This is a genomic window from Streptosporangium fragile, assembly GCF_039534445.1.
In the GTDB taxonomy this organism is placed as follows: Bacteria; Actinomycetota; Actinomycetes; order Streptosporangiales; family Streptosporangiaceae; genus Streptosporangium; species Streptosporangium fragile.
The window spans coordinates 101691-126781 of sequence record NZ_BAAAVI010000013.1 but is presented as its reverse complement, the minus strand read 5'-3'; the positions used below and the strand labels follow the sequence as shown (position 1 = coordinate 126781).

General features: G+C 71.7%; 23 protein-coding genes and 1 pseudogene. 12 read left to right on the top strand and 12 right to left on the bottom strand.

Features of this window, described 5'->3' with window-relative positions:
- From ABD841_RS40830 to ABD841_RS11425, 5 genes are all read right to left on the bottom strand, one after another.
- On the bottom strand, positions 1-134 hold a 134-nt coding region (locus ABD841_RS40830; RefSeq protein WP_425581975.1), incomplete at its 3' end, for a SapB/AmfS family lanthipeptide.
- 54 nt (positions 135-188) lie between these two features.
- Positions 189-326, bottom strand: a complete 138-nt coding sequence (locus ABD841_RS11440; protein WP_344970456.1) for a SapB/AmfS family lanthipeptide — start codon at positions 324-326, stop codon at positions 189-191.
- A gap of 4 nt (positions 327-330) precedes the next feature.
- Positions 331-2967, bottom strand: coding sequence for a class III lanthionine synthetase LanKC (gene lanKC, locus ABD841_RS11435; protein WP_344970454.1), 2637 nt, complete (start codon positions 2965-2967; stop codon positions 331-333).
- A gap of 118 nt (positions 2968-3085) precedes the next feature.
- Complete coding sequence (locus ABD841_RS11430; protein ID WP_344970452.1) at positions 3086-3817, bottom strand: sensor histidine kinase; 732 nt, start codon at positions 3815-3817, stop codon at positions 3086-3088.
- Positions 3818-4137: 320 nt separating this feature from the next.
- Positions 4138-4851: a M50 family metallopeptidase gene (locus ABD841_RS11425; RefSeq protein WP_344970450.1), complete on the bottom strand. Its 714-nt coding sequence runs from the start codon at positions 4849-4851 to the stop codon at positions 4138-4140.
- A gap of 83 nt (positions 4852-4934) precedes the next feature.
- Between ABD841_RS11425 and ABD841_RS11420 the strand changes: the two genes are divergently transcribed.
- From ABD841_RS11420 to ABD841_RS11410, 3 genes are read left to right on the top strand one after another with little or no spacing between them, the layout of a single operon-like run.
- A complete protein-coding gene (locus tag ABD841_RS11420) occupies positions 4935-5831 on the top strand; it encodes an amidohydrolase family protein (RefSeq protein WP_344970493.1) in 897 nt (298 codons plus the stop codon).
- A gap of 38 nt (positions 5832-5869) precedes the next feature.
- A complete protein-coding gene (locus tag ABD841_RS11415; RefSeq protein WP_344970448.1) occupies positions 5870-6346 on the top strand; it encodes a nuclear transport factor 2 family protein in 477 nt (158 codons plus the stop codon).
- Positions 6347-6356: 10 nt separating this feature from the next.
- The gene (locus ABD841_RS11410; RefSeq protein ID WP_344970446.1) at positions 6357-7499 is read left to right on the top strand and encodes a magnesium and cobalt transport protein CorA; all 1143 of its coding nucleotides are present in this window, start codon (positions 6357-6359) and stop codon (positions 7497-7499) included.
- 33 nt (positions 7500-7532) lie between these two features.
- On the opposite strand, the pseudogene ABD841_RS11405 reads toward ABD841_RS11410, so the two are convergent.
- Positions 7533-7694: pseudogene (locus tag ABD841_RS11405) on the bottom strand (IS982 family transposase); the annotation flags it as partial.
- 205 nt (positions 7695-7899) lie between these two features.
- Between ABD841_RS11405 and ABD841_RS11400 the strand changes: the two are divergent.
- Positions 7900-8664, top strand: a complete 765-nt coding sequence (locus ABD841_RS11400) for a hypothetical protein (protein ID WP_344970442.1) — start codon at positions 7900-7902, stop codon at positions 8662-8664.
- Positions 8665-8805: 141 nt separating this feature from the next.
- On the opposite strand, the gene ABD841_RS11395 is transcribed toward ABD841_RS11400, so the two are convergent.
- Positions 8806-9435, bottom strand: coding sequence for a class I SAM-dependent methyltransferase (locus ABD841_RS11395; protein ID WP_344970441.1), 630 nt, complete (start codon positions 9433-9435; stop codon positions 8806-8808).
- A 127-nt stretch (positions 9436-9562) separates the two neighbouring features.
- On the opposite strand from ABD841_RS11395, the gene ABD841_RS11390 reads away from it, so the two are divergent.
- Entirely contained in the window at positions 9563-10219 is a 657-nt protein-coding gene (locus tag ABD841_RS11390) for a TetR family transcriptional regulator (RefSeq protein WP_344970439.1), read from the top strand.
- Between the two features lie 67 nt (positions 10220-10286).
- Here the strand turns inward: ABD841_RS11390 and ABD841_RS11385 are convergent, their stop codons facing one another.
- The 3 genes from ABD841_RS11385 to ABD841_RS11375 all read right to left on the bottom strand — a co-directional run bounded on the left by ABD841_RS11385 (position 10287) and on the right by ABD841_RS11375 (position 14598).
- Positions 10287-11144 (bottom strand): SAM-dependent methyltransferase, encoded by an 858-nt coding sequence (locus ABD841_RS11385; RefSeq protein ID WP_344970437.1) that lies wholly within the window; start codon positions 11142-11144, stop codon positions 10287-10289.
- Positions 11145-11579: 435 nt separating this feature from the next.
- Entirely contained in the window at positions 11580-12101 is a 522-nt protein-coding gene (locus tag ABD841_RS11380; RefSeq protein ID WP_344970436.1) for a hypothetical protein, read from the bottom strand.
- Positions 12102-12384: 283 nt separating this feature from the next.
- Complete coding sequence (locus tag ABD841_RS11375; protein WP_344970434.1) at positions 12385-14598, bottom strand: thiamine pyrophosphate-dependent enzyme; 2214 nt, start codon at positions 14596-14598, stop codon at positions 12385-12387.
- Positions 14599-14866: 268 nt separating this feature from the next.
- On the opposite strand from ABD841_RS11375, the gene ABD841_RS11370 reads away from it, so the two are divergent.
- Complete coding sequence (locus tag ABD841_RS11370) at positions 14867-15715, top strand: universal stress protein (RefSeq protein WP_344970432.1); 849 nt, start codon at positions 14867-14869, stop codon at positions 15713-15715.
- Between the two features lie 63 nt (positions 15716-15778).
- Here ABD841_RS11370 and ABD841_RS11365 read toward each other — a convergent pair whose 3' ends face one another.
- Positions 15779-16408, bottom strand: a complete 630-nt coding sequence (locus ABD841_RS11365) for an SACE_7040 family transcriptional regulator (protein WP_344970430.1) — start codon at positions 16406-16408, stop codon at positions 15779-15781.
- Between the two features lie 58 nt (positions 16409-16466).
- On the opposite strand from ABD841_RS11365, the gene ABD841_RS11360 reads away from it, so the two are divergent.
- The 5 genes from ABD841_RS11360 to ABD841_RS11340 all read left to right on the top strand — a co-directional run bounded on the left by ABD841_RS11360 (position 16467) and on the right by ABD841_RS11340 (position 23913).
- Positions 16467-18035: a carboxyl transferase domain-containing protein gene (locus ABD841_RS11360; protein ID WP_344970429.1), complete on the top strand. Its 1569-nt coding sequence runs from the start codon at positions 16467-16469 to the stop codon at positions 18033-18035.
- Between the two features lie 35 nt (positions 18036-18070).
- The gene (locus ABD841_RS11355) at positions 18071-20107 is read left to right on the top strand and encodes an acetyl/propionyl/methylcrotonyl-CoA carboxylase subunit alpha (RefSeq protein WP_344970491.1); all 2037 of its coding nucleotides are present in this window, start codon (positions 18071-18073) and stop codon (positions 20105-20107) included.
- Complete coding sequence (locus ABD841_RS11350) at positions 20107-21060, top strand: hydroxymethylglutaryl-CoA lyase (RefSeq protein ID WP_344970427.1); 954 nt, start codon at positions 20107-20109, stop codon at positions 21058-21060. Before ABD841_RS11355 ends, ABD841_RS11350 begins: the two co-directional genes overlap by 1 nt.
- 2 nt (positions 21061-21062) lie before the next feature.
- Positions 21063-22220, top strand: coding sequence for an acyl-CoA dehydrogenase family protein (locus ABD841_RS11345; RefSeq protein ID WP_425581974.1), 1158 nt, complete (start codon positions 21063-21065; stop codon positions 22218-22220).
- 364 nt (positions 22221-22584) lie between these two features.
- Positions 22585-23913, top strand: coding sequence for a glycoside hydrolase family 6 protein (locus ABD841_RS11340; protein WP_344970423.1), 1329 nt, complete (start codon positions 22585-22587; stop codon positions 23911-23913).
- 92 nt (positions 23914-24005) lie between these two features.
- Here the strand turns inward: ABD841_RS11340 and ABD841_RS11335 are convergent, their stop codons facing one another.
- Positions 24006-24506 carry a MarR family winged helix-turn-helix transcriptional regulator gene (locus ABD841_RS11335; protein WP_344970422.1) on the bottom strand — a complete coding sequence of 167 codons (501 nt, stop codon included), beginning with the start codon at positions 24504-24506 and terminating at the stop codon, positions 24006-24008.
- A gap of 79 nt (positions 24507-24585) precedes the next feature.
- Between ABD841_RS11335 and ABD841_RS11330 the strand changes: the two genes are divergently transcribed.
- Positions 24586-25002 (top strand): DoxX family protein, encoded by a 417-nt coding sequence (locus ABD841_RS11330; RefSeq protein WP_344970420.1) that lies wholly within the window; start codon positions 24586-24588, stop codon positions 25000-25002.
- Positions 25003-25091 lie beyond the last annotated feature (89 nt).

Below are 25091 nucleotides of genomic sequence, written 5' to 3'. Positions count from 1 at the left end.
TAGTGGCAGAGCAGCAGGCTCAGGTTGCTGGGCTTGGCCGAGGCGCAGCCCAGGACGGTGAGCGTGCTGCCGCCACCGCCGCCGCCGTGGTAGCCGCCGGGGGCCTCCAGGGTCTGCAGGTCGAGAAGAACCATGTCCTTACCTCACTTCTTGTGGGGGAACCGATATGGGGAGAACATCGCCGGCCGCTAGTGGCAGAGCAGCAGGCTCAGGTTGCTGGGCTTGGCCGAGGCGCAGCCCAGGATGGTGAGCGTGCTGCCGCCACCGCCGCCGCCGGGGTAGCCGCCGCCGGGGGCCTCCAGGGTCTGCAGGTCGAGAAGAACCATGTCGTCACACCTCCTTCGGGGAATCGCAGGGACGAAGCCGTCCGGCGGGTCCGCGCACGGGCTGCGCCGTGGCAGGGGCGCCCGTGCCGCCGGGCGGTTCGAGGAAGGGGAGGAACACCGGCCGGTCGTGCAGCACGGTGCTCATCGCGAACAGGACTCCGGCCGTGCCGGTCGCGAAGTCCATGGAGAGCCGGAGCAGCCGGTCGCCGGGGAAGGCCAGCCCGCCGCCGTGGGGCAGGGCGTGCCAGTCGAGCCCGCGGAGCTGCTCGGCCAGGTCTGTGCCGGGATCGTGCGGCGCGGGGGCCAGCCCGGACCCGAGAGCCGCGATCATGCCGCTCCGGCCGGTGAACAGGCCGGACTGCACGAAGTAGCGTCCCCGGGTGACGAGCCGGCAGCCGTCGAGCGCGGCCCGGAAGCCGCCGTCGTCGCGGTGGGCCAGGTAGCGGGACAGGACGAGCCCGACGCCCGCGGACCCCTCGTCCAGGTAGGGCAGGGTGCGCCAGCCCTGCGTGACCTGGAGCGTGCCGTCCTCGCCGGTGGCGCACCGCCGCAGATCCTGCCGGAGCGCCACGGCCGCCCGGTCGAGCAGTCCCGCGTCGCCGGTCCGCTCGTAGGCGTGGAGGAAGAGGAGCGCGAGTCCCGACGAGCCGTACATCAGCCCGGCCCTGGGGTGGGCACCGCCGCTGACCTCCGGTACGTCGTCGGGGCCGCCCAGCCGGTCGGCGCAGACGTCGACGATCCGCAGCGCGACCTCGGTGAAGGCCCGCTCGCCGGTCGTGCCGCCCAGGTGGAGCAGGTTCAGGCCGATGCCCGCCAGACCGCCGAACAGGCCGAGTTCCAGCGCGTCCCACTTCTCGCGCAGGCACAGGTCGACGGTGTCGATGGCGTCCTGGCGGTGCCCGAGCAGGTCCAGCACGTGGGCCACACCGTGCAGCCCGTCGTAGAACCCGATGCCGCTCCCGGTGTCGGGGGTCAGCGCCCTGCGGCGCAGCCAGTTCTCGTACCGGGGGAGGCGCTCGGCGCCGCACTTCTCCAGCGCGTAGAGCACGCCCGCCGCCCCGTACGCGAAGCCCGCGCCTCCGCCGGGCTCGAACTGGGCGACGTCGCCGGGGAAGAGCCGGTCGTCACGTTCGGGGGTGGCGCTGGCCAGGATGGCCCGGACCATCGCCTCCCTGATCCTCGGCCAGCCGTCGCGACCGGGTCTGGGGAGCGGTTCGGGCACAGGCGGGTTGGGGCCCGCGACGGCCCGGACCGCCTCGTCGATCACCTCGGGCGGCACCGGGAAGGTCTCGACGATCAGTTCGGCCAGCCGGACCACCTTGGCGCGGTCGAGCGGCAGCATGATCGTGAGCTGCGGGGCGAACAGCCCGAGGCAGAGGCAGCCCAGAGCGTAGGCGTCGACGTCGGTGCCCCGCCGGTCGGCCGGCGCGCCGAACGCCGGGTGGGCCAGGGCGGCCCGGCCGCCGTCCGTGGCGAGGGTGGCCACCTCGTAGTCGATCAGGACCGGGCGGCCGTCCGCGGTGACGAGGATGTTGTCGGGGTGCAGGTCGCCGAAGACGACCCCGCGCCCGTGCAGCGCCTCGACGGCCCGGCGCACCTTGGGCAGCACGTCGAGCGCCCACGAGGTGTACTCGGCCAGGGCCTCGCCGTCGCAGTCGGCCCGGGTCAGCGGGTACCGCCGTACGAGCTGCCGCTGCAGCGGGTTGCCGTCGACGAACTCCTCGACCAGGAAGTGGTGGCCGCCCAGGGTGAAGTAGTCGACCAGCGCCGGCACCGCGTCCAGCCCGGCCAGGCGTTCCAGCATGTCCCGCTCGTGCGCCAGTCGCGCCACGGCGTCCCGGCCGGCGGCGTCGAGCCCGGCGTGCGGGCGAGCCTCCTTCAGCACCACCCGCGCGCCGGTGCGGACGTCCTCCGCGAGGTACACGCCGCCGCCGTTGGAGAACTGCATGACGCTCTCGATCCGGTACGGCAGACCCTCGGTGGTGACCGCGTTGCGGGCGGCCAGGTGGGGTTCGAGGAAGGGCGGCAGCGTCACCCAGGCCGGCACGGAGAAGGCCGGCCCGCGCACGTCGGGAACCAGCCGGCCCTCGCCGTCCTCGACGGCCAGCACCTGCTCGCCGTTCTCGCCCAGGCAACGGCGTCCGGCGAAACCGCCGTACCGGACGAACAGCGGCCCCTGACCGTAGCGGAGGTCGCTGAGGATGTACGGCCCCTCGACGCCGGCCAGAAGGACGTCGAGCTCCTTGAGGGCCAGCTCCAGTTGCGTGTCGTCCACCGGGTAGATCGTCACCAGCTTGCCGCTGGAGCCGCGGGGGGCCGCCTTGGAGTTCAGCATGGTCATCACGGGAAGACTGCGCAGGAACTTGAACGCGATGCCGCGCGGGACGCAGTAGTCCCACACCGCCGCTATGGCGCGCTCGGCGTCCTCCGCGCACGCGGACACGTGGATCTTCCAGCCCTGGGCGGGGGTCCGGCCGGACAGCGGCGCGTAGTGGAGCCAGGTGTCGGTCGCCCGGTGCTCCCAACCGTCGGGGACGTCCCGGGTCGCGAGCGCGAAATCGGGGTGCTCTCCCCGGCGGCCGTCAAGCGTGTCATAAAAGAGCGGGTCCGCCAGGCAATAGAGTTCATACTGGTCATCCACGGCATTCTCCCCTGCTGTCTTCCAGAAGAGAGAATTACGGATAACCCGAGAATCCACTAGTTACAAAGCGCACGACCCACCCGTGCAGAATGCACGTTCCAACCCGTGAAGTACCGTTCTACCTGCGTTTCTCCGGTGGACGTGAGAATTCCTCGGAAGGGCGCGCGGGCACTTCGGCGATCAGGGTGAACCACCCGTCCGCGCCGTCCGACACGCGCACCGTGCCGCCCAGCTCGCCCACGCGGCGGCGGAGGTTGTCCAGGCCGCTGCCGGTGGAGGCCGGATCCCGGCGCGGGGCCCCGTCGTTGACCACGGTCAGCCGCAGCCCGCCGCCGGCCTCGACCAGCTCGATCGCGCACCTCGTCACCTTGCTGTGGCGCAGCATGTTCGTGAGCCCCTCGCGGACCACGGTGCCCAGCGCGGCGCTCACCTCGTCCGGCGGCTCCGTGGCGTCCATCCGCACCGAGCAGTAGGCCCCGAACCCCTCCAGCACGCTCCGGGCCCGCGCCGCCTCGGCGGGCAGGGACAGCTCCCGGTAGGTCGCCGACACGTCCCGTACCGCCTGCGCCGCCTGCCGCACGGCCTGGAGCACCTCCTCCAGCTCCCCGCGCAACCGCGCGTCGCCGGCCGCGCGCCTGCGGGCCAGCTCGCCCTTGACGGACGCCAGCCAGAGCCAGTGGCCCACGATGTCGTGCAGGTCGCGGGCGAGCCCTTCACGCGCCCTGGTCGCCGCCCGCTCCCTCTCGACACGCAGGTGCCTGATCCGTATCGCGAGGGCGAACGTGACGCCCAGCGAGACGAGGAGGATTCCGGCGGCCGCGGCCCCGACGACGTACACGTGGTGCGGCATCGAGCGCCTTTCGCGGGGGGATGACATGCCTGGCAATAAACTCAAAAACCAGACTAATTGTCAATCAAGTAGAGCGATTCGGCGCCATGGTGAGACTGTGGTCTGAAATTTCATAGAACAGCCATGAAATATGGTGACATAACGCCACTAAATATCCCGAAAGTGGAGTGTTCTGTTCGCCGGCCGGGCCGGCGCGCGCGGCACGCCGGCACCACCGCGGGCACCGGAGAAGTCTTCGCGGGCACCGGCGGAGACTCCCCCGGCGCCCGCGGAGACCTCGCGGGCACCGGCGGACCGGAGGAATCCGCGGGGGCGGTGGATCAGAGGAGACCGAGCGCCACCGGGAAGAGCAGGTAGGCCCCGGCCACCAGGCAGGCACCCGCCACCACCAGGAACAGGAACACCCAGAACCCGCCGGGCAGGAAGGTCAGCCGGGCGAGCTGGTCGGCGTCGGAGTCGCGCGCCTGGCCGTACCGGCGCTTGCGCTGCAGCTCGATGATCGGCCGGACGCCCCCGAACAGCAGGAACCACACGGCCAGGTAGGCGAGGACGGCGTCCATGTCGGGCGCGGCGTACCAGGTGAAGGCGAAGATCGCGCCGCCGGTGGCCAGCAGGCTCACCACGCCGAACAGGTTGCGGATCAGCAGCAGCATGCACAGCAGCAGCCCGATCACGATCGTGATCAACACTGCCACGTAGCCGGCCGAGGTCAGCCAGGCCCCGCCCAGCCCGATCAGGGACGGCGCGACGTATCCGGCCGCGGCGGTCAGGATCATGCCCGGCCCGGTGGGCTTGCCGCGGGTCAGGGTCACGCCCGAGGTGTCGGAGTGCAGCCGGATGCCCTCCAGCTTGCGCCGGGTGAGCAGTGCCATCAGCGCGTGCCCGCCCTCGTGGGCGATGGTGATCAGGCCCCGTGACAGTTGCCACGAGGTGGACCACGACACCACGCCCAGCGCGGCCAGCGCGGACAACAGCACGACCCATGCCGGAGGCCCGGAACGGGCCGTGGTCAGAGTCACCCAGACGTCGGACAACGGTCACTTCTCCTTCTCGGCGTCGGAGCAAAGCGTCCCATGACTGCCGGTGTGCTGGCGATAAAGTCGGATCCGTGCAGAACATGATTCCGGAACTCACCGACGCCGAGGTCCCCGCCTGGTGGCGCGAGCTGGGCCTGCCCGGGCTGGCGGACGTGCATGTGCACTTCCTGCCCGAGCGGATGGAACGCCGCGTCTGGCATCACTTCGAGCACGGCGGCCCGCTGATAGGCGACGGGTGGCCCATCCGCTACCGCCTGCCGGTCGCCGAGCGGGTCGCCCGGCTGGGCGAGCTGGGGGTGCGGGCCTTCTCCGCCCTGGCCTACGCGCACCGGCCGGACATGGCCGCGAGCCTCAACGACTGGACCCTCGACTTCGCCCGCCGTACCCAGGGATGTCTTCCCTCGGCCACCTTCTACCCCGAGCCTGGAGTCCTCGACTACGTGCGGGACGCACTCGGCCGCGGAGCGCGGATCTTCAAGGTCCACCTCCAGGTGGGCGACTTCGACCCCCGGCTGAAGGAGATCGACGACGTGTGGGGGCTGCTGGCCGAGCGGGGCGTCCCGGTCGTCGTGCACGCCAGCTCGATCCCGCTGCCCGGCCGCTGCACCGGCCCCACGCCGATCGCCGGGGTGCTCGCCCGCCACCCCGGCCTGCCCGCGATCGTCGCGCACCTCGGCATGCCCGAGTACGACGAGTTCTTCGAGCTCGCCGAGACCTACCCGAACGTGCGGCTCGACACCACGATGACCTTCACCGACTTCACCGAGCGCGACATGCCGTTCCCCGCGCGCCTGCGGGGGCGCCTGCGCGACCTCGGCCTGGCCGGGAAGGTCCTGCTCGGCAGTGACTTCCCGACCATCCCGTACCCCTACGCCCACCAGCTCCACGCGCTCGACCGGCTGGACCTCGGCGACGACTGGCTCCGGGCCGTGTGCTGGGACAATGCCGACAATCTACTCAAACTATCCTCCCGTTAGACTCGATCGCCGAGACATTGAGGAGCGGGAGAAAGCACGTGAGAGAGCAGCACAACGCCGAGATCATCCGGGCGTTCTACGAGGCCTTCGCGCGGCGCGACGCCGACGCCATGGAGCGCTGCTACCACCCCGACGTCACCTTCCGCGACCCCGTCTTCCAGGATCTCGAAGGCCGCGACAAGGTCATGGCGATGTGGCGGATGCTCATGGGCCGCAGCGCCGACCTCCACGTGTCCGCCCGGGACATCACCGCCCGCTCGCACGACGGCACCGCGCACTGGACCGCCCGCTACACCTTCGGCAAGACGGGCAGGAAGGTCGTCAACGAGATCGACTCCCTCTTCCGCTTCGAGGACGGCCTGATCGTCCGGCACCGCGACCAGTTCGACCTCGGGCGCTGGTCCCGGATGGCCGTCGGAGCGTCCGGGTTCCTGCTCGGCTGGACCCCGATGTTCAAGTCGCGGATCCGGGGTACTGCACGGCAGTCGCTGCAGGAGTTCATGGCCGCCCGATGAGGAGAGACGTGTGACCGATCGGCGAGTGCGCGGGCTGCGCAGCCTCATGCGTGGGCGTCCCGTCAGCGGGCAGGATTCGCCCGAGCGGTCGATGGACCCCCGCTCCGCGGACGACGAGCCGCCCCCGCCCCGGTCGCGCGTCATCGACAACGCCATCTACGTCGGCGGCCGGCGCACCGCCACCCCCGGCTCGCTGCCCGCGGCCTTCGACTGCCTGAAGAACACCCCCGGCAGCATGGCCTGGATCGGCTTCTACCGGCCCGAGGACGCGGTCATCCTCAACGTGGCCGAGGAGTTCGACCTGCACGAGCTGGCGGTCGAGGACGCCATCGTCGCCCACCAGCGCCCCAAGGCCGACCGCTACGGCGACACGCTGTTCGTGGTGCTCCGCCCCGCCCGCTACCTCGACGACGTCGAGGAGGTCGACTTCGGCGAACTGCACGTCTTCGTCGGCCAGAACTTCGTGATCACCGTACGGCACAGCGAGGCCCCCGACCTCTCCCAGGTCCGCCGCCGGATGGAGAACGACCCCGACCTGCTCGCCCAGGGCCCGCAGGCGGTGCTGTACGCCATCGTCGACGCGGTCGTGGACGGTTACGCCCCCGTCGTCGCCGGCCTGCAGAACGACATCGACGAGATCGAGGTCCAGGTCTTCGGCAACGAGCCGGGCGTCTCCCGCCGGATCTACGAGCTCTCCCGCGAGGTGATCGAGTTCCAGCGGGCCACCCAGCCGCTCCTGGGCATGATCGAAGGGCTGATCGCGGGCGCCCCCAAGTACGGCGTCGACGAGGAGCTCCGGCGCTACCTGCGCGACGTCGCCGACCACGCGATCACCGTCGCCGAGCGGGTGAGCGGCTTCCGCCAGATGCTCCACGACATCCTCGTGGTCAACTCCACCATGGTCGCCCAGGCCCAGAACGAGCACATGACCAGGCTCACCGAGGCCAGCAACGCCCAGAACGAGGAGGTCAAGCGCATCTCCGCCTGGGCCGCCATCCTGTTCGCCCCCACCCTCGTCGGCACCATCTACGGCATGAACTTCGACGTCATGCCCGAGATCCACTGGACCTGGGGCTACCCCTTCGCGGTCCTGCTGATGGCGGGGGTCTGCCTCACCCTGTACCTGGTCTTCAAGCGCCGCGACTGGCTCTGAGCCCGACGGGCGGGCGAGGCGCGAAGCTGCTCAGCGGGTCTCGGAGCGGATGCCGAGCAGGGTCTGGGCGATGGCCAGGGTGAGCGGTTCGGCGTCGGTCCGCCCGGGTGGGCGGCCGACGCGGGGCGGATGGCCGAGCCAGTCATCGATCTTGACGTAGAGCGCGGCGAGAAGGGTGTCGAGGTCTGTTGTCACAAACCGATCTTCCATACCCTTCGTCATGCCCGCAGCCGAACGCGTTCGGGCCTGCTCGTCTGAGGGCTTGAGCGACAACGGAACAGTCGGTGGCGACAGCGGGCTCAGTATCCTCGCCGCGGCGGCGCCGCGCGCACGGAACCGCCGCCCACCGGCCCCCGGGGTGTCCGGGGCCGGGTAACGGACACCGGGAGGAACGCGCCGCATGACCGCCGACATACGCCTGCCCGGAGACACAGTGATCATCAGTCCGTACGGGCCACGGCCACCGCTGGATTACTACCTGGTCATGCCGGAGCCCGGACAGGCCGGTGGGCCGTCGGCACCGGCGGACGGGATCGTCATCGAGGAGTTCGTACTCGCCGATGACCACACGGCGACCGGCCTGGACAGCGCGGGGTGGACCGCGACGGACGGCGCCTGGTGGAGTTCGGCGGCGTTCAGCCGTGGCATGCGCACCGACCCGGCACTACGTGACCGGGTTGTCGCAGTTCATCGCCACGACGCCGAAGCCGTCTACCGCCGACTCGGCGGGGGCGCACTACCCGACGAGGCGACGCTGCGGACCTGCTTCCACGACAGACTGCCTCTGGACGACTCTGCCCCCCTGCTGCTCGGTTCCCCACAGGTTCCCGAAGGGTTCCGCGAAAGACGGGTCTACCGCGTCCTGTTCGCCGGCGACCTGGACGCGGAACGTCTGCAGCGTCTACGGGCGGTCTGGGAGATGGCGCCGGCCGACCGCTCCGCCGATCCGATGGCCCGCGTGGCCGGTACGGCTCGCATGCATGCGGGGCGCGACGTACTCACCTGGGATCTCCGCCGGATCGGCCCCGGTACGGCCTGGTGTCTCGATCTGACCGCATGCTTGGGCGGTTCGTCCGACAACACCGTCGGATCGCTCTTGCGGGAACTGACGGCGATGATGCGGCACGCGAGGCTGATCCCCGTGACGATCGAGCGCTTCGCCTGACCGCCAACCTGACCGCCAAAAGGGCTTGGCCGAACAATTCAACGCACTGCGCAACAGCATCCGTGACACCGGCGCCCTCCTCCGCGAGCGGGGCGTGATGTACACCATGCCGTCCATCGGCATCACGACCGGCCGATGCCCTCATGTGATCGTCGCCGCCCCGATCACGCGGGGAGAACTGGGTCCGGTGCGGCCGTCGATGAGGAAATCGAAGTGCCGCGCCCTGTCGATGACGAATCCCGCGTCGGCGATGGCCCGCTCGGTGTCGCGTGCAAGGTGGCAGCCCGCCCCCTGCAACGGCCAGAGCAGGTCCAGGGCCCGCTGCATCCGCGCGAAACCCGGACGCGGTGAGCGGATGTGCTCGTAGAAGTGCAGGCGACCGCCGGGACGCAGCACGCGGGCCGCTTCGGCCAGGGAACGGGGGACATCGCGGACCGAGCACAGCACCTGGGAGGCCACGACGGCATCGACCGAGTTGTCGGGCAGGGGCAGGTGCTCGGCGCGGCCCGCGCGGACCTGCACGGAGACGGGGGCGTGAGCGGCGGCGCGTTCGGCCAGCAGACGCAGCCGAGGTTCGGGCTCGATGGCGATGACCTGCCGCACGGTGGGCGGGTAGTGGCGGAAGTTGGCGCCGTGTCCGGCTCCGATCTCCAGGACGCGGCCGCCGGTCCTGGCGAGCAGTTCCCGGCGGTGTTCGAGCGCTCCGTGGGCGTCTTCGTAATCGCTGACGCGCGGGTAAAGGCGCGCGAACAACGGGTGGCGGACTGTCATCCCGGTGCACATCCTTCCGATGGGCGCGGCGCGGCAGCGCTGGGACCGGCGTCAAAAGCTGCACGCTGTACATGAACAATGTACATGAACGCTGTACAGGAGACCTTGTGCCGCGTACAGTTGTCAAGTGGCTCCGGAGAAACTGACCCGCCAGGCCGTCATCGAGCGGGCGTTGAAGCTCGCCGACACCGACGGGCTCCAGGCGGTTACCATCCGCCGGCTCGCCGCCGAGCTCGGCGTCACGCCGACGGCGCTGTACTGGCATGTCAAGAACAAGGACGAGCTGCTTTCCGCGCTCGCCGACCATCTGCTCGCGGTGCTCGTCGCCGATGTGGACCCGAACCGGCCCTGGAACCAGCGTCTCCGCGCGATGGTCACCGCGCTGGTGGAGCAGACCCGCGCACACCCGTACCTGTCCACCCTGCTGCCGATGATCGACAAGAGCGCGGCCGAGGAGTACCGCCGGGCCACCGACACGGCGATCGGGCTGCTCACCGAGGCCGGGTTCACGCTCCGGGAAGCCGATCAGGTGGCCACCTACCTGCTCCTGGGGGCCGCGGCGATGGTGTCCTGCCAGCCCGGCGGCGCGGGAAGCGACGAGGAGGAGGCCGCGGAGCTCAGGCGGCTGCACCGCCTCGACCTGGAACGCCTGCCCCCCGGTCGTTACCCCCACCTGGCCGCCTTCGCCGCGACCCTCTCAGATCCCCCTGACCTCGATGCTTACTACTCCTTCGGCATCGATCTCCTGCTGTCCGCGGTGGAGACCATGGCCCCGAACGGATGAGGGGTTTTCCGGTGACCGGGTGAGACCTTCGGGCGATCGCCCCGGAGCGGCCCGTCCCCGCACCCGCTCACGGCTTACGGGCCACTCCGCCGACATAGGTGTGGTAGGTGATGCCGGGCTCGGCGTGGTCGTCGGGGCCGGGGCGCCACTCCGGCAGCGGCACGAGGCCGGGCTGGAGAAGCTCCATGTCACCGAAGTAGGCCATGATCTCCTGGTGGCTCCGCCAGCGCCCGGTGCCCAGATGCTCGTTGAACAGCTTCTCCGCCGAGGCGGCCTGCCTGGCGATCTCCGGCCGGGCGTCCCCGGGGTTGTGGAAGTGGGAGAGCCCGAGATGGCTGCCCGGAGGCAGCGCCGCGCACAGCCGGGCGGCGATGCCTTCCGGGTCTTCGTCGTCGTTCAGGTGGTGCAGGATCGAGAAGAGCAGCAGCCCGATCGGCTGGGAGAAATCGATGAGCCGCCGGACGTCGGGGTGGGCGAGGATCTCCTCCGGGCGGCGGATGTCGGCCTGGACGACCGTGGTGGTGGTGTTCCTGGCCAGCAGCGCGCGAGCGTGCACCAGGACCATCGGGTCGTGGTCGACGTAGACCACCCGCGTTTCCGGATCGAGCCGCTGCGCGATCTCGTGCACGTTCCCCCGGGTGGGAAGGCCCGAGCCGATGTCGACGAACTGCCGGATCCCGGCATCGGCCACCAGGTGGCGCACGACCCGGCGCAGGAACTCCCTGTTGGCCCGCGCGGCCTCCGGGGCGTCCGGGGCGACCTTCAGCGCCATCTCGGCCACCACGCGGTCGGCCGCGAAGTTGTCCTTGCCGCCGAGCATGAAGTCGTAGACCCTCGCGACGTTCGGCCGGCCCGCGTCGATGCCGGCCGGGGCCTGTTCCCCCCGGCCTCCGGCCGGGTTCCCGCCCTGTTCCAGACCGGACACAGGCCGCTCCTCCCGCATTGCCGCCACCCTGACAGCGGTGATCATAATGGCGCCTATGAGGAAATAACAGGATTCCGTGGACTTTCAAGCGCTGATTGCCCAGCCCGTATCACCGGCCGCTATTGCGGAAGCGACAGAACATTCCCATCAAAGGGGCAATAAATAGTTATGGGCAGAAAATCCACTTCACTCCGAAGGCGGGTGCTCCGGCCTCGGAGGTAGGCGTCCTCTCCGAAAGCCGCCGAAGGCGGTGAAGACGCCGCGGCCCCGCAGCGGGCCGAAGGAAGGCGGCCCCACCGCCGCGACCGCGCTGATCCCGCCGGACGGAGAGCGCGCCGCCATCGGCACCGGATCCCCGGCGGCGCGGCGGAGCCGGAACACCGGGAGGCGCCCCGGACCATGGACCACGCGGTCCGGGACGCCTCCCGGTGACGGTCAGGTGAGCTTGGCCAGGATCAGGTCGAGTTTCCCGTCCATGGAGTCCATGCGGATCTCCACGGAGTCCATGCGACGCTCCATCGCGCCCATACGCGCGTCCATGGTGGTTTCGAGCTTGTCGACCTTGGCGTCCAGGCCGTCGACCTTGCTCTCCAGATAGGAGACCTTGCTCTCCAGGCCGTCCACTTTGGCGTCCAGAGCGTCGACTTTGGTGTCCAGCGTGGAGACCTTGCTCTCCAGGCCGTCCACTTTGGCGTCCAGCGTGGAGACCTTGCCTTCCAGACCGTCGACCTTGCTCTCCAGGCCGTCGACCTTGGTGGTGAGCGCGGCGAGGTCCTCCTTGGTGGCCATCCTGTTCATGATCTCTTCGAACATCGGGGAGGTGTAGGCCATGACCTCCTCCCGGATGACCGCGGGGAGATCGTCCAGCCTCTCCTTGAGGCCGGCGAACTCCGAATCGTGCCTGAAGGCCCAGGCTTCCAGGTCCGCGATGCGCTGACCGGTGGTTCTGATCGCCACGCCGGGCATGCTACCTCCTGATCGGGGGGATGGAGGGGAGGACTACCGCCGGCCGAGGGCATGGCCGTGACGGAACGGAGCCAATTGAACACGTTCGGCGGTGATCGCGTCAGGGTTTCGCGAGTTCCGGCTCCGCACCCCGACGGAGTGGTCCGGCATCGCGTTCCGGCCCGGTGACCCGAGCCGGGGGTCACCGCCGGTGGCCGGTCGTGGCACCACCGGCAGCCGTTTCTGTCCCGGCCCGGCCCGGCCGTCGAACGGGCTCCGCCCCGGCTCGACCCGGTCAGCCGAGCAGTTTGCGGGCGGCCGCCTCGATCTCGGCCTCCGACAGCAGCACGTGCTTGGCCGCCTCACCGAGCGGGATGAAACTGTCGGCCGAGGCCACCCGGGTGATCCTGCCGGTGAAGCCGGCGTCGAGCAGCTCGGTGACGATGCCCTCGGAGACGCCCCCGGTGCGGCGGGTCTCGTCGGCGATCAGCACGTTGCCGGTGAGCTCCGCGGCGCGCATCAGGTCTTCCACCGGCAGGGGGGAGAGCCAGCGCAGGTCCAGCACCCGGCAGCTGTGCCCCTCGGCGGTGAGCCTGACCGCGGCGCGCAGGCTCATCCGCAGCCCGTTGCCGAAGGTCACGATGGTCAGGTCGCGGCCGTCACCGTAGCTGCGGGCGCGCCCGACCGGGATGTGCGTCTCCGCCCAGCGGGCCGGGGGGACGTACGGCGCGAGCCAGCCGTTGTCGCCGTCCTCGAACATGTCGCGGGTGTTGTACAGGGCGATGGGCTCCAGGAAGACGCAGACGCTGCCGTCGACGCGGGCGGCGGCCAGGCAGGTGCGGAGCATCGAGGCGGCGTCATCGGGCCGCGCCGGGGAGGCCACCACCAGGCCGGGAATGTCGCGCAGCGCGGCAACGGAGTTGTCGTTGTGGAAGTGGCCGCCGAAGCCCTTCTGGTAGGCATAGGAGGCCACGCGCACCACCATCGGGTTGTGGAAGGCGCCGCGGGAGAAGAACGAGAGCGTCGCGGCCTCGCCGCGGATCTGGTCGAGCGCGTTGTGCAGGTAGGCCAGGTACTGGATCTCGGGCACCGGCAGCAGGCCGGAGACCCCCGAGCCGAGCGCCAGGCCGAGCACGGCCTGCTCGTCGAGGTGGGTGTCGAACACCCGGCCCAGCCCGAAGCGCTTCTGCAGGCCCCGGGTGACCCCGTAGACGCCGCCCTTGCGCGCGACGTCCTCGCCGAAGACCAGCACGTCGGGGTGGGCGGCCAGGACGTCGGTGAGGGTGCGGTTGATGGCCTGGGAGAGGGTGAGCGGCCCTTCCTGCTCGGGAAGCCGCCCGCCGAAGGCCCGGCTCCGCGCGTCGGACGAGACCGCCGTGCTGGCCGCGGCGACCGCCTGGGGGGTGCGGGGGGCCAGCGGCTCCGTGATGTCGACGGCGGAGACCAGCCGGGGCCGCCGCGAGCTCTCCATGGCCATCTTGAACAGGTGCTCGCGGGTCGTCTCGTAGCGGAGGAGCAGCTCGTCCGGGGTGACCAGACCGGCCTCGACGAGTAGCCGGGCGGTCGCGACGAGCGGGTCGCGCTCCAGGTCGGCGTTGATCTCGCGCTTGGTCCGGTAGGACAGCTCCACGTCGGAGCCCGCGTGCCCCATCAGCCGGACGGTGCTGATGTGCAGCAGGGCCGGGGACCGGTGCGCGCGGACGTGCGCCACGGCGGCCAGCGCCGCGTCGTACACCTCGGCGAGGTCGCACCCGTCGGCCTCGAAGTATCGCAGCAGCGGGTGGTGGGAGGCCGCCACCCAGCCGCTCGGGGTGCGCACGCTGATGCCGAGCCCGTTGTCCTCGCAGACGAACAGGACCGGCAGCGCGAGCCCCTGGTAGGAGCCGTAGGCGGCGGTGTTGAGGCCCGTCAGGGCACTGGCGTGGTTGACCGAGGCGTCGCCGAAGCTGCAGACCGCGACGGCGTCGGCCGGCCACGGGCCCGGCACGCCGAGCTGGCGGGCGCGCTCGATGGCGAAGGCCACGCCCACCGCGCGCGGCAGGTGGCTGGCGATCGTGGAGGTCTGCGGGATCACCGCCAGGTCGGGGTGGCCGAAGACCTTGTGCCGCCCGCCCGCGATCGGCTCCTCGGCCGCGGCGGTCAGGCCGAGCAGCACGTCGCGCATCCCCTCCTCGGGCAGCCGGCCCGCCATGGCGGACCGGGTCAGGTAGAAGGCGCCCGAACGGTAGTGCAGCAGCGCGGGGTCGGTGGCGCGCAGCACGGCGGCGATCGCGGCGTTGCCCTCGTGCCCGGCCGAGCCGATGGTGTAGAAGCCCTGGCCCTGCTCGCGCAGCCAGCGCGCGGTGACGTCGAGGAGCCTGCTGCCGAGCTGGAACTCGAACAGCTCCCGGCAGCGGCTCCCGGTGAGGCCCGTGCCCTCCCGTACGGGCAGGGCGGGATCGCGCGGCGCCCCGGGGGACAGGGCGGTCACGGCCTCGGTGAAGTGGGTTTCAACAGTGTCGCGCGCCACAGCTCGATTATGTCCCTCCCGATGGATCCCGTCCTCAACCTTGACGGCTTTGATGTCGCAGAGTCAGCGGATCGGCACTATCGGACAGGCCGTCATGGCACGTTTCGGATTTGCCGCCCGGCACCCGGCGGGGCGCTCGGTGTCGTGATCGGCGGAAGCGTCTTTGCGGGCGCGAGCCGTAAAACAAGGAAAGTCTTGTGAAAGGCCACCTTTCACGGCGGATGGATCAGAGAAGTATGGAGGTGAGCGACGCGGGAGAGGAGCCGCAATGCGCGTACAGGACGACGAACAGCCGGTGGTGGTCGGATTCGACGGGTCACCGGAGAGCAGACGGGCCCTGCGGTGGGGCGTCGAGGAGGCCCACCTGCGCTTCATCCCGCTGCTCGTCTGCCACGCCTGGCAGTCGCCCTACCCCATGCTCTCCGTCACTCCCGAGGCCACGGACGTCGTGGAGCGCATGGGCCGGCACGTCCTGGACATGGGGTTGATCATGGCGCACGACCTGGCCCCCCGGTGGCCGGTGCGGGGCCGGCTGGTGGAGGGGTCGCCGGGGGCCGCCCTGGTGGGCGCGTCGGGCATCGCCGAGATGATCGTCATCGGTCCGCGCGGCGCGGGCGGCTTCGACGAGCTGCGGATCGGCTCCGCCACCCTCCAGGCCGTCGCGTACTCCCGCTGCCCGGTCGCCGTCGTCAGGGAGCCCGGCCATCCCCGCGCGGACCGCGTGGCGATCGGCGTGCAGGACGCGAGCCTGGAATCGGCCGAGCTCGGCCTCGCCTTCGAGGAGGCGAGGCTGCGCAAGGCGTCGCTGCTGGCGATCTGCCTCTGCCCGGAGGACTGCGTGGACACCCGCGAGGCGGCCGTACGGTTCAACACCAACGTCGCGGTGTGGGAGGAGAAGTATCCCCAGGTGCAGGTGGAGACCGCCGTCGAGACGAGCCCGCACCTGGAGGTGCTGCGCCACGCGGCCGACCGGTCGGATCTGCTGGTGATCCCGCGCCGGGAGAGTGACGACCCGGCCGATCTCCCCGTCGGCCCCGTCTGCCAGGCGCTGCTGCGCGAGGCGCCGTGCACGGTCCTGGCCACCCCGCCGCACGCCTCCGGCGCGGCCGCGCGCTGAGACCACCGGCCGCGGCCCGGGGTGCCGGGTCGATCGGCGCGGCTCGAGACGTGTTAGCAGTCGCTAACTTTGGGCGGCGGCCAGCGCGGCGCGCGCCATGCTCCGCAGTAGCTCGGCCATCGTCGCGGGCGGCAGCTCGTCCGCGCTGTGCGGGGTGGAGTTGAGCAGCCCGAAGACGGCGTGCGTCGCGGCGCGCAGGCGCGGCGGCGGGCAGCCGGGGTAGAGCTCGCTCAGCACGGTCACCCACTCCTCGACGTAGAGCCGCTGCAGCCGGCGGATCCGCCGCCTGGCGGGCTCGGGGACGCTGCCCAGCTCGCGGTCGTGCACGGTGATCAGCGCCGGGTGGTCGAGCGCGAACTCGACATGCCCCTGGAGCAGGGAGTCCAGCGCGTGCTCGGCGTCGGGCGCCTCGGTCACCCGGCGCGTCGCCGAGGTGTGCAGGCGCTCGCTGACGTCGAGCAGCATCTCCGCGAGCAGGGCCTCCTTGCCGCTGAAATGCCGGTAGAGGGCGGGGCCCGAGGTGCCGACCGCGCCGCCGATGTCCTCGATGGAGACGCCGTGGAAGCCGCGCGCCGCGAACAGTCCGGCGGCCGCGTCCAGGATCTCCGCGCGCCGTGAGCCGCGATTGCGGGTAGAGGTCTGGGCAGTCGTCACCCTCGCATGGTAGACGGTGGCGTTAATGATGACTAACATCGGCGGTGCAGTTAGTGACCGTTAACCCAGCGGCGATGGGGCCGGGGGAGGGGCGCGCATGAGTGGCTGGCCGGTGCTGCGAAGCACCTGCGACCCGGGAGGCGAAGACTTCAAGCGCAACGCCGAGGTCAACGAGCGCCTGGCCGCGGAGCTCCGGGAGCGCGTCGCCGTCGCCGGGCTGGGCGGCCCGGAGAGGTCGCGCGCCCGTCACGTCTCCCGGGGCAAGCTGCTGCCCCGCGACCGCGTCGACTCCCTGCTCGACCCCGGCTCGCGCTTCCTGGAACTCTCCCAGCTGGCCGCCAACGGGATGTACGGGGACGAGGCCCCCGCCGCCGGGATCATCACCGGTGTCGGCCGTGTCTCCGGGCGCGAGTGCGTGGTCGTCGCCAACGACGCCACCGTCAAGGGCGGCACCTACTACCCGATCACCGTCAAGAAGCACCTACGGGCCCAGGAGGTCGCCCTCCACAACAACCTGCCGTGCATCTACCTGGTCGACTCCGGCGGCGCCTTCCTGCCCCGGCAGGACGAGGTCTTCCCCGACCGCGAGCACTTCGGCCGGATCTTCTACAACCAGGCCACCATGTCGGCGCGCGGCATCCCGCAGATCGCCGCGGTCCTCGGGTCCTGCACCGCGGGCGGCGCGTACGTCCCGGCGATGAGCGACGAGGCGGTGATCGTCCGCAACCAGGGCACGATCTTCCTCGGCGGCCCGCCGCTGGTGAAGGCCGCGACCGGCGAGGAGGTCAGCGCCGAGGAGCTGGGCGGCGGCGACCTGCACGCCCGGGTCAGCGGCGTCACCGACCACCTGGCCGACGACGACCGGCACGCGCTGCGGATCGTCCGCGACATCGTCTCCACTCTCGCGCCGCGCACCCCCTGCCCGTGGGAGCGCGCCCCCGCGGCGGAGCCCGCGCACGACCCCCGCGACCTCTACGGGATCGTCCCCGCCGACACCCGCACGCCGTACGACGTCCGCGAGATCATCGCCCGCATCGTCGACGGCAGCAGGTTCGGGGAGTTCAAGGCCGAGTACGGCCCCACGCTCGTCACCGGCTTCGCCCGCATCCACGGCCACCCCGTCGGGATCATCGCCAACAACGGCATCCTGTTCGCCGAGTCCGCGCTCAAGGGCGCGCACTTCATCGAACTGTGCGACCGCCGCAACACCCCGCTGCTCTTCCTGCAGAACATCAGCGGGTTCATGGTCGGCAAGGCGTACGAGGCGGGCGGCATCGCCAAGCACGGCGCGAAGATGGTCACCGCGGTCGCCTGCGCCCGGGTGCCCAAGCTCACCGTCGTCATCGGAGGCTCGTTCGGGGCGGGCAACTACGCCATGGCCGGGCGCGCGTACTCGCCCCGGTTCCTGTGGATGTGGCCGAACGCCCGGATCTCCGTGATGGGCGGCGAGCAGGCCGCCAACGTGCTGTCCACGGTGGGCGACGCCGACCCCGACGCCATCCGCAGGCAGTACGAGGAGCAGGGAAACCCCTACTACTCCACCGCCCGCCTCTGGGACGACGGGGTCATCGACCCCCTCGACACCCGCACCGTCCTGGGCCTGGCCCTGTCCGCCTCGGCCAACGCCCCCCTCGACCCCGTCGGCTACGGCGTCTTCCGGATGTGACCGCACCCATGACCCACTCGGCAGCACCCCACCGGATGTTCGACACCGTCCTCGTCGCCAACCGCGGCGAGATCGCCCTGCGGATCACCCGCACCCTCAGAAGGCTGGGCATCCGCTCCGTCGCCGTGTACAGCGACGCCGACGCCGGGGCGCGGCACGCCCGGGAGGCCGACGTCGCGGTGCGGCTCCCCGGCGGCTACCTCGACGTCGACGGCATCCTCGCCGCCGCGGCGGCCACCGGCGCCCGGGCCGTCCATCCCGGCTACGGCTTCCTGGCCGAGAACCCGGCCTTCGCCCGGCGCTGCGCCGAGGCCGGGCTGGTCTTCGTCGGCCCGCCGCCGGGGGCCGTCGAGGCCATGGGCGACAAGATCCGGGCCAAGGCCACCGTCGCCGCGGCCGGCGTCCCCGTCGTCCCCGGCGGGGCCGAGCCCGGCGACGATCTCGTCGAGGCCGCCCGGCGCGTCGGGTTCCCCGCGCTGATCAAGCCTTCGGCGGGCGGCGGCGGCAAGGGCATGGTGCTCGTGCGCTCGGCCGCGGAGCTGCCGGACGCGCTGGAGTCCGCCCGCCGCACGGCCGCCGCCGCGTTCGGCGACGCGACCCTGCTGATCGAGCGGTTCGTGGAGAACCCCCGGCACATCGAGATCCAGGTGCTGGCCGACGCGCACGGCAACGTCATCCATCTGGGCGAGCGCGAATGCAGCCTCCAGCGCCGGCACCAGAAGATCGTCGAGGAGGCCCCCTCCCCGCTGCTCGACGCGGCCACCCGGGCGGGCATGGGCGCCGCCGCGGTCGAGGCGGCCAGATCCGTCGGCTACGTCGGCGCCGGGACGGTCGAGTTCATCGTCCAGGGCTCCACCGCCGACTACTACTTCATGGAGATGAACACCCGCCTGCAGGTCGAGCACCCCGTCACCGAGCTGGTCACCGGCCTGGACCTGGTCGAGCTGCAGCTGCGGGTGGCGGCCGGCGAGCCGCTCCCGCTGACCCAGGACGAGGTGCGTCTCGACGGTCACGCCGTCGAGGCCCGCGTCTACGCCGAGGATCCCTCCCGGGGATTCCTGCCGACCGGCGGCCGGGTGCTCGCCCTGCGCGAGCCCGCCGGTGTCCGCGTCGACTCCGGCCTGCTGGCCGGCGGCACCGTCGGCAGCGACTACGACCCGATGCTGTCGAAGATCATCGCCTGGGGGCCGGACCGGGCGAGCGCCCTGCGGCGGCTCGACGGCGCGCTCGCGGCCACCGCCGTGCTCGGCGTCCCCACCAACGTCGCCTTCCTGCGCGCCCTGCTCAACCACCCCGACGTGCTGGCCGGAGCCCTCGACACCGGCCTGGTCGAGCGCCACCTCGACGAGCTCGTCGCGCACGGCCCCGTCCCCGCCGACGTCCTCGCCGCCGCGGCCCTGGCCCTGCACCAGGAGCACGTCCCCGCCGCCCCCGCCGACCCGTGGGACGTCCCCGACGGCTGGCGCCTGGGTGAGGCCGCGTGGACCGTCTACCGCCTGGACACCCGCGACGGCGTCGCCGAACTGCGGGTGCGCGGTCTGCCCGCCTCCGGGGCCGAGGTCCGCCTCCCCGAGACCGGCCCGCCCGTCTCCGGGGCTCCCGAGACCGGCCCGCCCGCGGACGGAGCCCGCCACCCCGGCGCGGGCGCGCCGCGGGGGATCGTCCGGGCCAGGCTCGCCGCCGAGGGCGACGACCTGCTGGTCACCCTCGGCGAGACCACCCGGCGCTACGCCGCGGCCAGGGACGGCGACACGGTCTGGCTCGCCCGCGACGGGCACGCCTGGGCGCTCACCCGCCACCACCTGGGCGACCCCGCCGACCGGGCGGGCGCGGGCGCCCTCGCGGACGGGGTCGTCCGCAGCCCGATGCCCGGCACCGTCCTCGTGGTCAAGGCGGCGGCCGGGGACCGGGTCGCCGAGGGGCAGCCGCTGCTGATCGTCGAGGCGATGAAGATGGAGCACGTCGTGACCGCGCCGATCGAGGGCGTGATCGCCGAGCTGCCGGCCCGCGCCGGCCAGGCGGTCGCCATGGACGCCGTGCTGGCCGTGGTCCGGCGGGAGGGGGAGGCGTGATGCGCGAGCCGTACGCGGTCGCCGCGGCGGGGCTGCCCGAGCGGGTCACGGTCTACGAGGTCGGACCGCGCGACGGGCTGCAGAACGAGGCCGCGGTGGTCCCCGTCGAGGTCAAGGCCGAGTTCGTCGCCCGGCTGGCCGCCGCCGGGCACCGCGTGATCGAGACCACCAGCTTCGTGCACCCGAAATGGGTGCCCCAGCTCGCCGACGCCGCGGAACTGCTGACGCGCCTGGAACGGGTCCCCGGCGTGCGCTACCCGGTGCTCGTGCCCAACGAGCGCGGCCTCGACCGGGCCCTCGAACACGGCGTCGAGGAGATCGCGGTCTTCGCCAGCGCCACCGAGACGTTCGCGCGCAAGAACCTGAACCGCACGCTGGAGTCGCAGTTCGAGATGTTCGAACCCGTGGTCGCGCGGGCGCTGGACCACGGCCTGAGGGTCAGGGCGTACGTCTCGATGTGCTGCGGCGACCCGTGGGAGGGGCCGACGCCGATCGGCCAGGTCGTCTCCGTGGGACGCAGGCTCCTCGACCTCGGCTGCTTCGAGCTGTCGCTCGGCGACACGATCGGCGTCGGCACACCCGGCCACGTCGCCGCGCTGATCCACGCCTTCGGCGACCCGTCCCGGCTCGCGGTGCACTTCCACGACACCTACGGCCAGGCGCTCGCCAACACCCTCGCCGCCCTGCGGGCGGGTGTGACCGTGGTCGACGCCTCCACCGGCGGCATCGGCGGCTGCCCGTACGCCGAGAGCGCCACCGGCAACCTCGCCACCGAGGACCTGGTCTGGATGTTGCACGGTCTCGGTGTCGAGACCGGCCTGGACCTCGAATCGCTGGTGGCGACCAGTACCTGGCTGGCGGCCGAGCTCGGCCGCCCCAGCCCTTCCCGGGTCGTCCAGGCCCTGGGCGCGGGCCCGGCGCGCCGCGCGACCGATCGAGACGTCAAGGAGTGACCATGCCCAAGCTCGCCGACGAGTACGAAGAGCTGCGCAAGACCGTCGAGGCGTTCGCCCGCGACGTCGTGGCCCCGGTCATCGGGGACCTCTACGAACGCGAGCAGTTCCCCTACGACATCGTGCGGCAGATGGGCGCGATGGGCCTGTTCGGGCTGCCGATCCCCGAGGAGTACGGCGGCATGGGCGGCGACTACTTCGCGCTCTGCCTGGCCCTGGAGGAACTGGCCAGGGTCGACTCCAGCGTGTCGATCACTCTGGAGGCCGCGGTCTCGCTCGGCGCGATGCCGATCTACCGGTTCGGCACGCCGGAGCAGCGCGCCGAGTGGCTGCCCCGGCTGGCCTCGGGCGAGATGCTGGGCGCCTTCGGCCTCACCGAGCCGGGCGGCGGCTCCGACGTGCCGGGCGGCATGCGGACCACCGCCGTGCTGGACGGGGACGAGTGGGTGATCAACGGCACGAAGGCGTTCATCACCAACTCCGGCACCGACATCACCGGCGTGGTCGGCGTGGCCGCGATCACCGGTGAGGGCGCCGGCGGCAAGAGGGAGATCAGCACGATCCTGGTGCCGGCCGGCACGCCGGGGTTCACCGTCTCCAAGAAGTACTCCAAGGTCGGCTGGAACTGCTCCGACACCCGCGAGCTCTCCTTCGACGGCTGCCGCGTCCCGGCACGGAACCTCCTCGGCGAGCGCGGCCGGGGCTACGCGCAGTTCCTGCAGACCCTCGACGAGGGCCGCATCGCGATCGCCGCCCTCTCGGTCGGCCTGGCCCAGGGCTGCGTGGACGAGTGCCTGCGCTACGTCCGCGAGCGCCGGGCCTTCGGCCACCCCATCGGCCACTACCAGGCCATCCAGTTCAAGATCGCCGACATGGAGGTCCGCGCCCACACCGCCCGCCTGGCCTACTACCACGCGGCCGAGAAGATGCTGGCGGGTGAGCCCTTCAAGAGGGAGGCGGCCATCGCCAAGCTCGTCTCCAGCAACGCCGCCATGGACAACGCCCGCGACGCCACCCAGATCTTCGGCGGCTACGGCTTCATGAACGAGTACCCGGTCGGCCGCTTCTACCGCGACGCCAAGATCCTGGAGATCGGGGAGGGCACCAGCGAGGTCCAGCGCATGCTGATCGCCCGGGAGCTGGGTCTGTCCGGCCTCTGAGCGCGGAGGCACGCGGGGCGGCCCGCGGCCGCCGCGGGCCGCCCCGTCGCGGCTGGCCTCCGGGCGGCCGTACGGGCCGGCCGCCCCGGGGAGCGCGCTCCCCGGGGCGGGAAGCGCGCGTGGCGGTGCCCTGCCCGCTCCGGCCACGGCGAGCCGGCCGGGTCCGTCTCCGCGGTGCCCGCCACCGGGGCCGAGGTCCGGGCCGGACACGCGGGGGAGTCCTGAAACTTTCACCGGGTGGGGCGGGCGTCCGCACAGGTCAGCGTGGGCGGAAGCGAGGGGCGGGCGTTCGGGGGTTGCGTGCGGAACGAGCGGCCCGCCTATGGTGGGAGCGCTCCCATGCCCCCCTCGAAGGAGCCCGTCCATGCCAAGAAGGTCAGTTCCGGCCGCGCTCTGCGCGGCTCTGGTGGTCGCGTCCGGTGTCGCGGTCATCGCCGCCTCGGGCGCCTCCGCGGCCGATTCGCCCTTCTACGTCGACCCGGAGACCAACGCGGCCAAGTGGGTCGCCGCCAACCCGGGAGACTCCCGGGCGCCGGTCATCCGCGACCGGATCGCCGCCGTGCCCCAGGGCCGCTGGTTCACCGCCACCAACACCTCCACCGTGCGCGGGGAGGTGTCGGCGTTCGTCGGAGCGGCGGCGAGCGCGGGCAAGATCCCGATCCTCGTCGTCTACAACATCCCCAACCGGGACTGCAGTGGTGCCAGCTCCGGCGGCGCGCCCAGCCACACGGCCTACCGGCAGTGGATCGACGAGATCGCGGCGGGCCTCCAGGGCCGTCCCGCCTCGATCATCCTGGAGCCCGACGTGCTCCCGATCATGACCAACTGCATGAGCTCCGCCCAGCAGCAGGAGACCAACGCCTCCATGGCGTACGCGGGCAAGAGGCTGAAGGCCGGCTCGTCCGCGGCGAAGGTCTACTTCGACATAGGGCACTCCGGGTGGCTCTCCGCCGCCGAGGCCGCCGCCCGCCTGAACGCCGCCGACGTCGCGGGCAGCGCGGACGGCATCTCCCTCAACGTCTCCAACTACCGCTGGACCTCCACCGAGGTGGCGTACGCCAAGAGCGTCATCTCCGCGACCGGCGTCTCCCGGCTCCGCGCGGTGATCGACACCAGCCGCAACGGCAAGGGCCCGCAGGGCAGTGAGTGGTGCGACCCGTCCGGCCGGGCCATCGGCACGCCGAGCACCGACGCCACCGGCGACTCCATGATCGACGCCTATCTCTGGATCAAACTGCCGGGTGAGGCCGACGGCTGTATCGCCGCGGCCGGGCAGTTCGTGCCGCAGCGCGCCTACGACCTGGCCATGGCGGCCCCGCCGCCCACCGTCACCCCGACGCCGACCGTGACGCCCACGGCCACCCCGACGGTCACGCCGACCGGCGGCGCGGCCTGCACCGCGACCTACAAGATCGTCAGTTCCTGGCAGGGCGGCTTCCAGGCCGAGGTGACCGTCAAGAGCACCGGCGCCGCGGCGATCACGGGCTGGACGGCCGCGTGGTCCTTCCCCGGCGGGCAGACCGTCAACCAGCTCTGGAACGGCCTGCACACCCAGAGCGGGGCGAACGTCTCGGTCAAGAACGTCTCCCACAACGGCAGCCTCTCCCCGGGCGCCTCGACCTCCTTCGGCTTCACCGGCACCTGGACCGGGGCCAACGCGGCGCCCTCCTCGGTCGGCTGCACCCCCGCCTGACCCGGTGGTGCGGCGCTGAGCCGGTGCGGCTCGCGCGGCATGCCCCCGCGCGAGCCGCACCGGGCTGTCCGCGTCCCCGGCCGCCCGGGATGTCAGGCGCCCGGAGCCGGGGGCGCCGAGCGGAACGCGTGGCCGGAGGCCGACTCCATCGCGGCGGTGGCCTTCGTCATGATGCGTCTCATGGTCTCGACCTCCTCCGGGGTGAGCTGGTCGATCAGGAAGGCGCGGACGACGGCCACGTGCCCCGGCGCCGTCCGCTCCAGGCAGCGCACACCCTCGTCGGTCAGCACGGCGAGGACACCCCGGTCGTCCGACGGGCAGGTCGTCCGCTCGACGAGCCCTCTCTTCTCCAACTGCCCGATCTGGTAGGTGAGCCCGCTCTTGGACACCACGACCTGGCGGGCCAGCTCGGTCATCCGCATCCGCCTGGCGGGGGAGAGGGACAGTTTTGCCAGGATCTCGTACTGGGCATGGGTCAGACCGGAGGCGGCTTTCAGCTGTTCCTCGACGCGACGCTCAAGCAGGTGTGTGGCGGTGACGTAGGCCACCCATGCGTCCAGTTCGGTCTCGCTGAGCCATCTCGTGTCCTTCACCCGAACATTCTATCGTTTGTTCAAATTTGAACCATCCGCTAGGGTTTGGTGCAAATTCGAATGACAAGAGGGAGTCACCATGTTTGACCAGGCGCGACCGTATGCCCTGCTGCTCGCGCGGATCGCCCTCGGCGTGATCTTCTTGGTCCACGGCTGGCAGAAGTTCGCGACCATGGGGCTGGCCCAGACCACGGCGTTCTTCGAGTCGGTGGGCATCCCGCTGGCGGGCGTCGCCGCTCCGGCCGTCGCCGTCCTCGAGGTCGTCGGGGGCATCGCCCTCATCCTGGGCGCCGCCCTGCCCGTCTTCGGCACCCTGCTCGTGATCGACATGCTCGGCGCCATCGTCTTCGTCCACGGCGCCAACGGCTTCGCGGCGGACAAGGGCGGCTACGAGTTCGTCCTCGCCCTCGCCGCCGGCACCCTGGCCATCGCCTTCAGCGGCGGCGGGGCCCTCGCCGTCGACGCCCTGTGGCAGCGCCGCCGCGCCGCCGCGTAGGCGGGCGTCCGTCCCGCACCATAGGCCCCGGCCCCGGTTTCCCGTAACCGGGGCTTATCACATTGATACGTATACCGCGTGAAACGCGA

Coding starts and splice junctions, on each gene's coding strand:
- ABD841_RS11340 (WP_344970423.1), top strand. CDS start 22,585: ATGCCAAGAAGGTCAGTTCCGGCCGCGCTCTGCGCGGCTCTGGTGGTC.
- ABD841_RS11365 (WP_344970430.1), bottom strand. CDS start 16,408: ATGTTAGTCATCATTAACGCCACCGTCTACCATGCGAGGGTGACGACT.
- ABD841_RS11350 (WP_344970427.1), top strand. CDS start 20,107: ATGCGCGAGCCGTACGCGGTCGCCGCGGCGGGGCTGCCCGAGCGGGTC.
- ABD841_RS11430 (WP_344970452.1), bottom strand. CDS start 3,817: ATGCCGCACCACGTGTACGTCGTCGGGGCCGCGGCCGCCGGAATCCTC.
- ABD841_RS11440 (WP_344970456.1), bottom strand. CDS start 326: ATGGTTCTTCTCGACCTGCAGACCCTGGAGGCCCCCGGCGGCGGCTAC.
- ABD841_RS11345 (WP_425581974.1), top strand. CDS start 21,063: ATGCCCAAGCTCGCCGACGAGTACGAAGAGCTGCGCAAGACCGTCGAG.
- ABD841_RS11355 (WP_344970491.1), top strand. CDS start 18,071: ATGTTCGACACCGTCCTCGTCGCCAACCGCGGCGAGATCGCCCTGCGG.
- ABD841_RS11395 (WP_344970441.1), bottom strand. CDS start 9,435: ATGACAGTCCGCCACCCGTTGTTCGCGCGCCTTTACCCGCGCGTCAGC.
- ABD841_RS11400 (WP_344970442.1), top strand. CDS start 7,900: ATGACCGCCGACATACGCCTGCCCGGAGACACAGTGATCATCAGTCCG.
- ABD841_RS11420 (WP_344970493.1), top strand. CDS start 4,935: ATGATTCCGGAACTCACCGACGCCGAGGTCCCCGCCTGGTGGCGCGAG.
- ABD841_RS11330 (WP_344970420.1), top strand. CDS start 24,586: ATGTTTGACCAGGCGCGACCGTATGCCCTGCTGCTCGCGCGGATCGCC.
- ABD841_RS11360 (WP_344970429.1), top strand. CDS start 16,467: ATGAGTGGCTGGCCGGTGCTGCGAAGCACCTGCGACCCGGGAGGCGAA.
- ABD841_RS11370 (WP_344970432.1), top strand. CDS start 14,867: ATGCGCGTACAGGACGACGAACAGCCGGTGGTGGTCGGATTCGACGGG.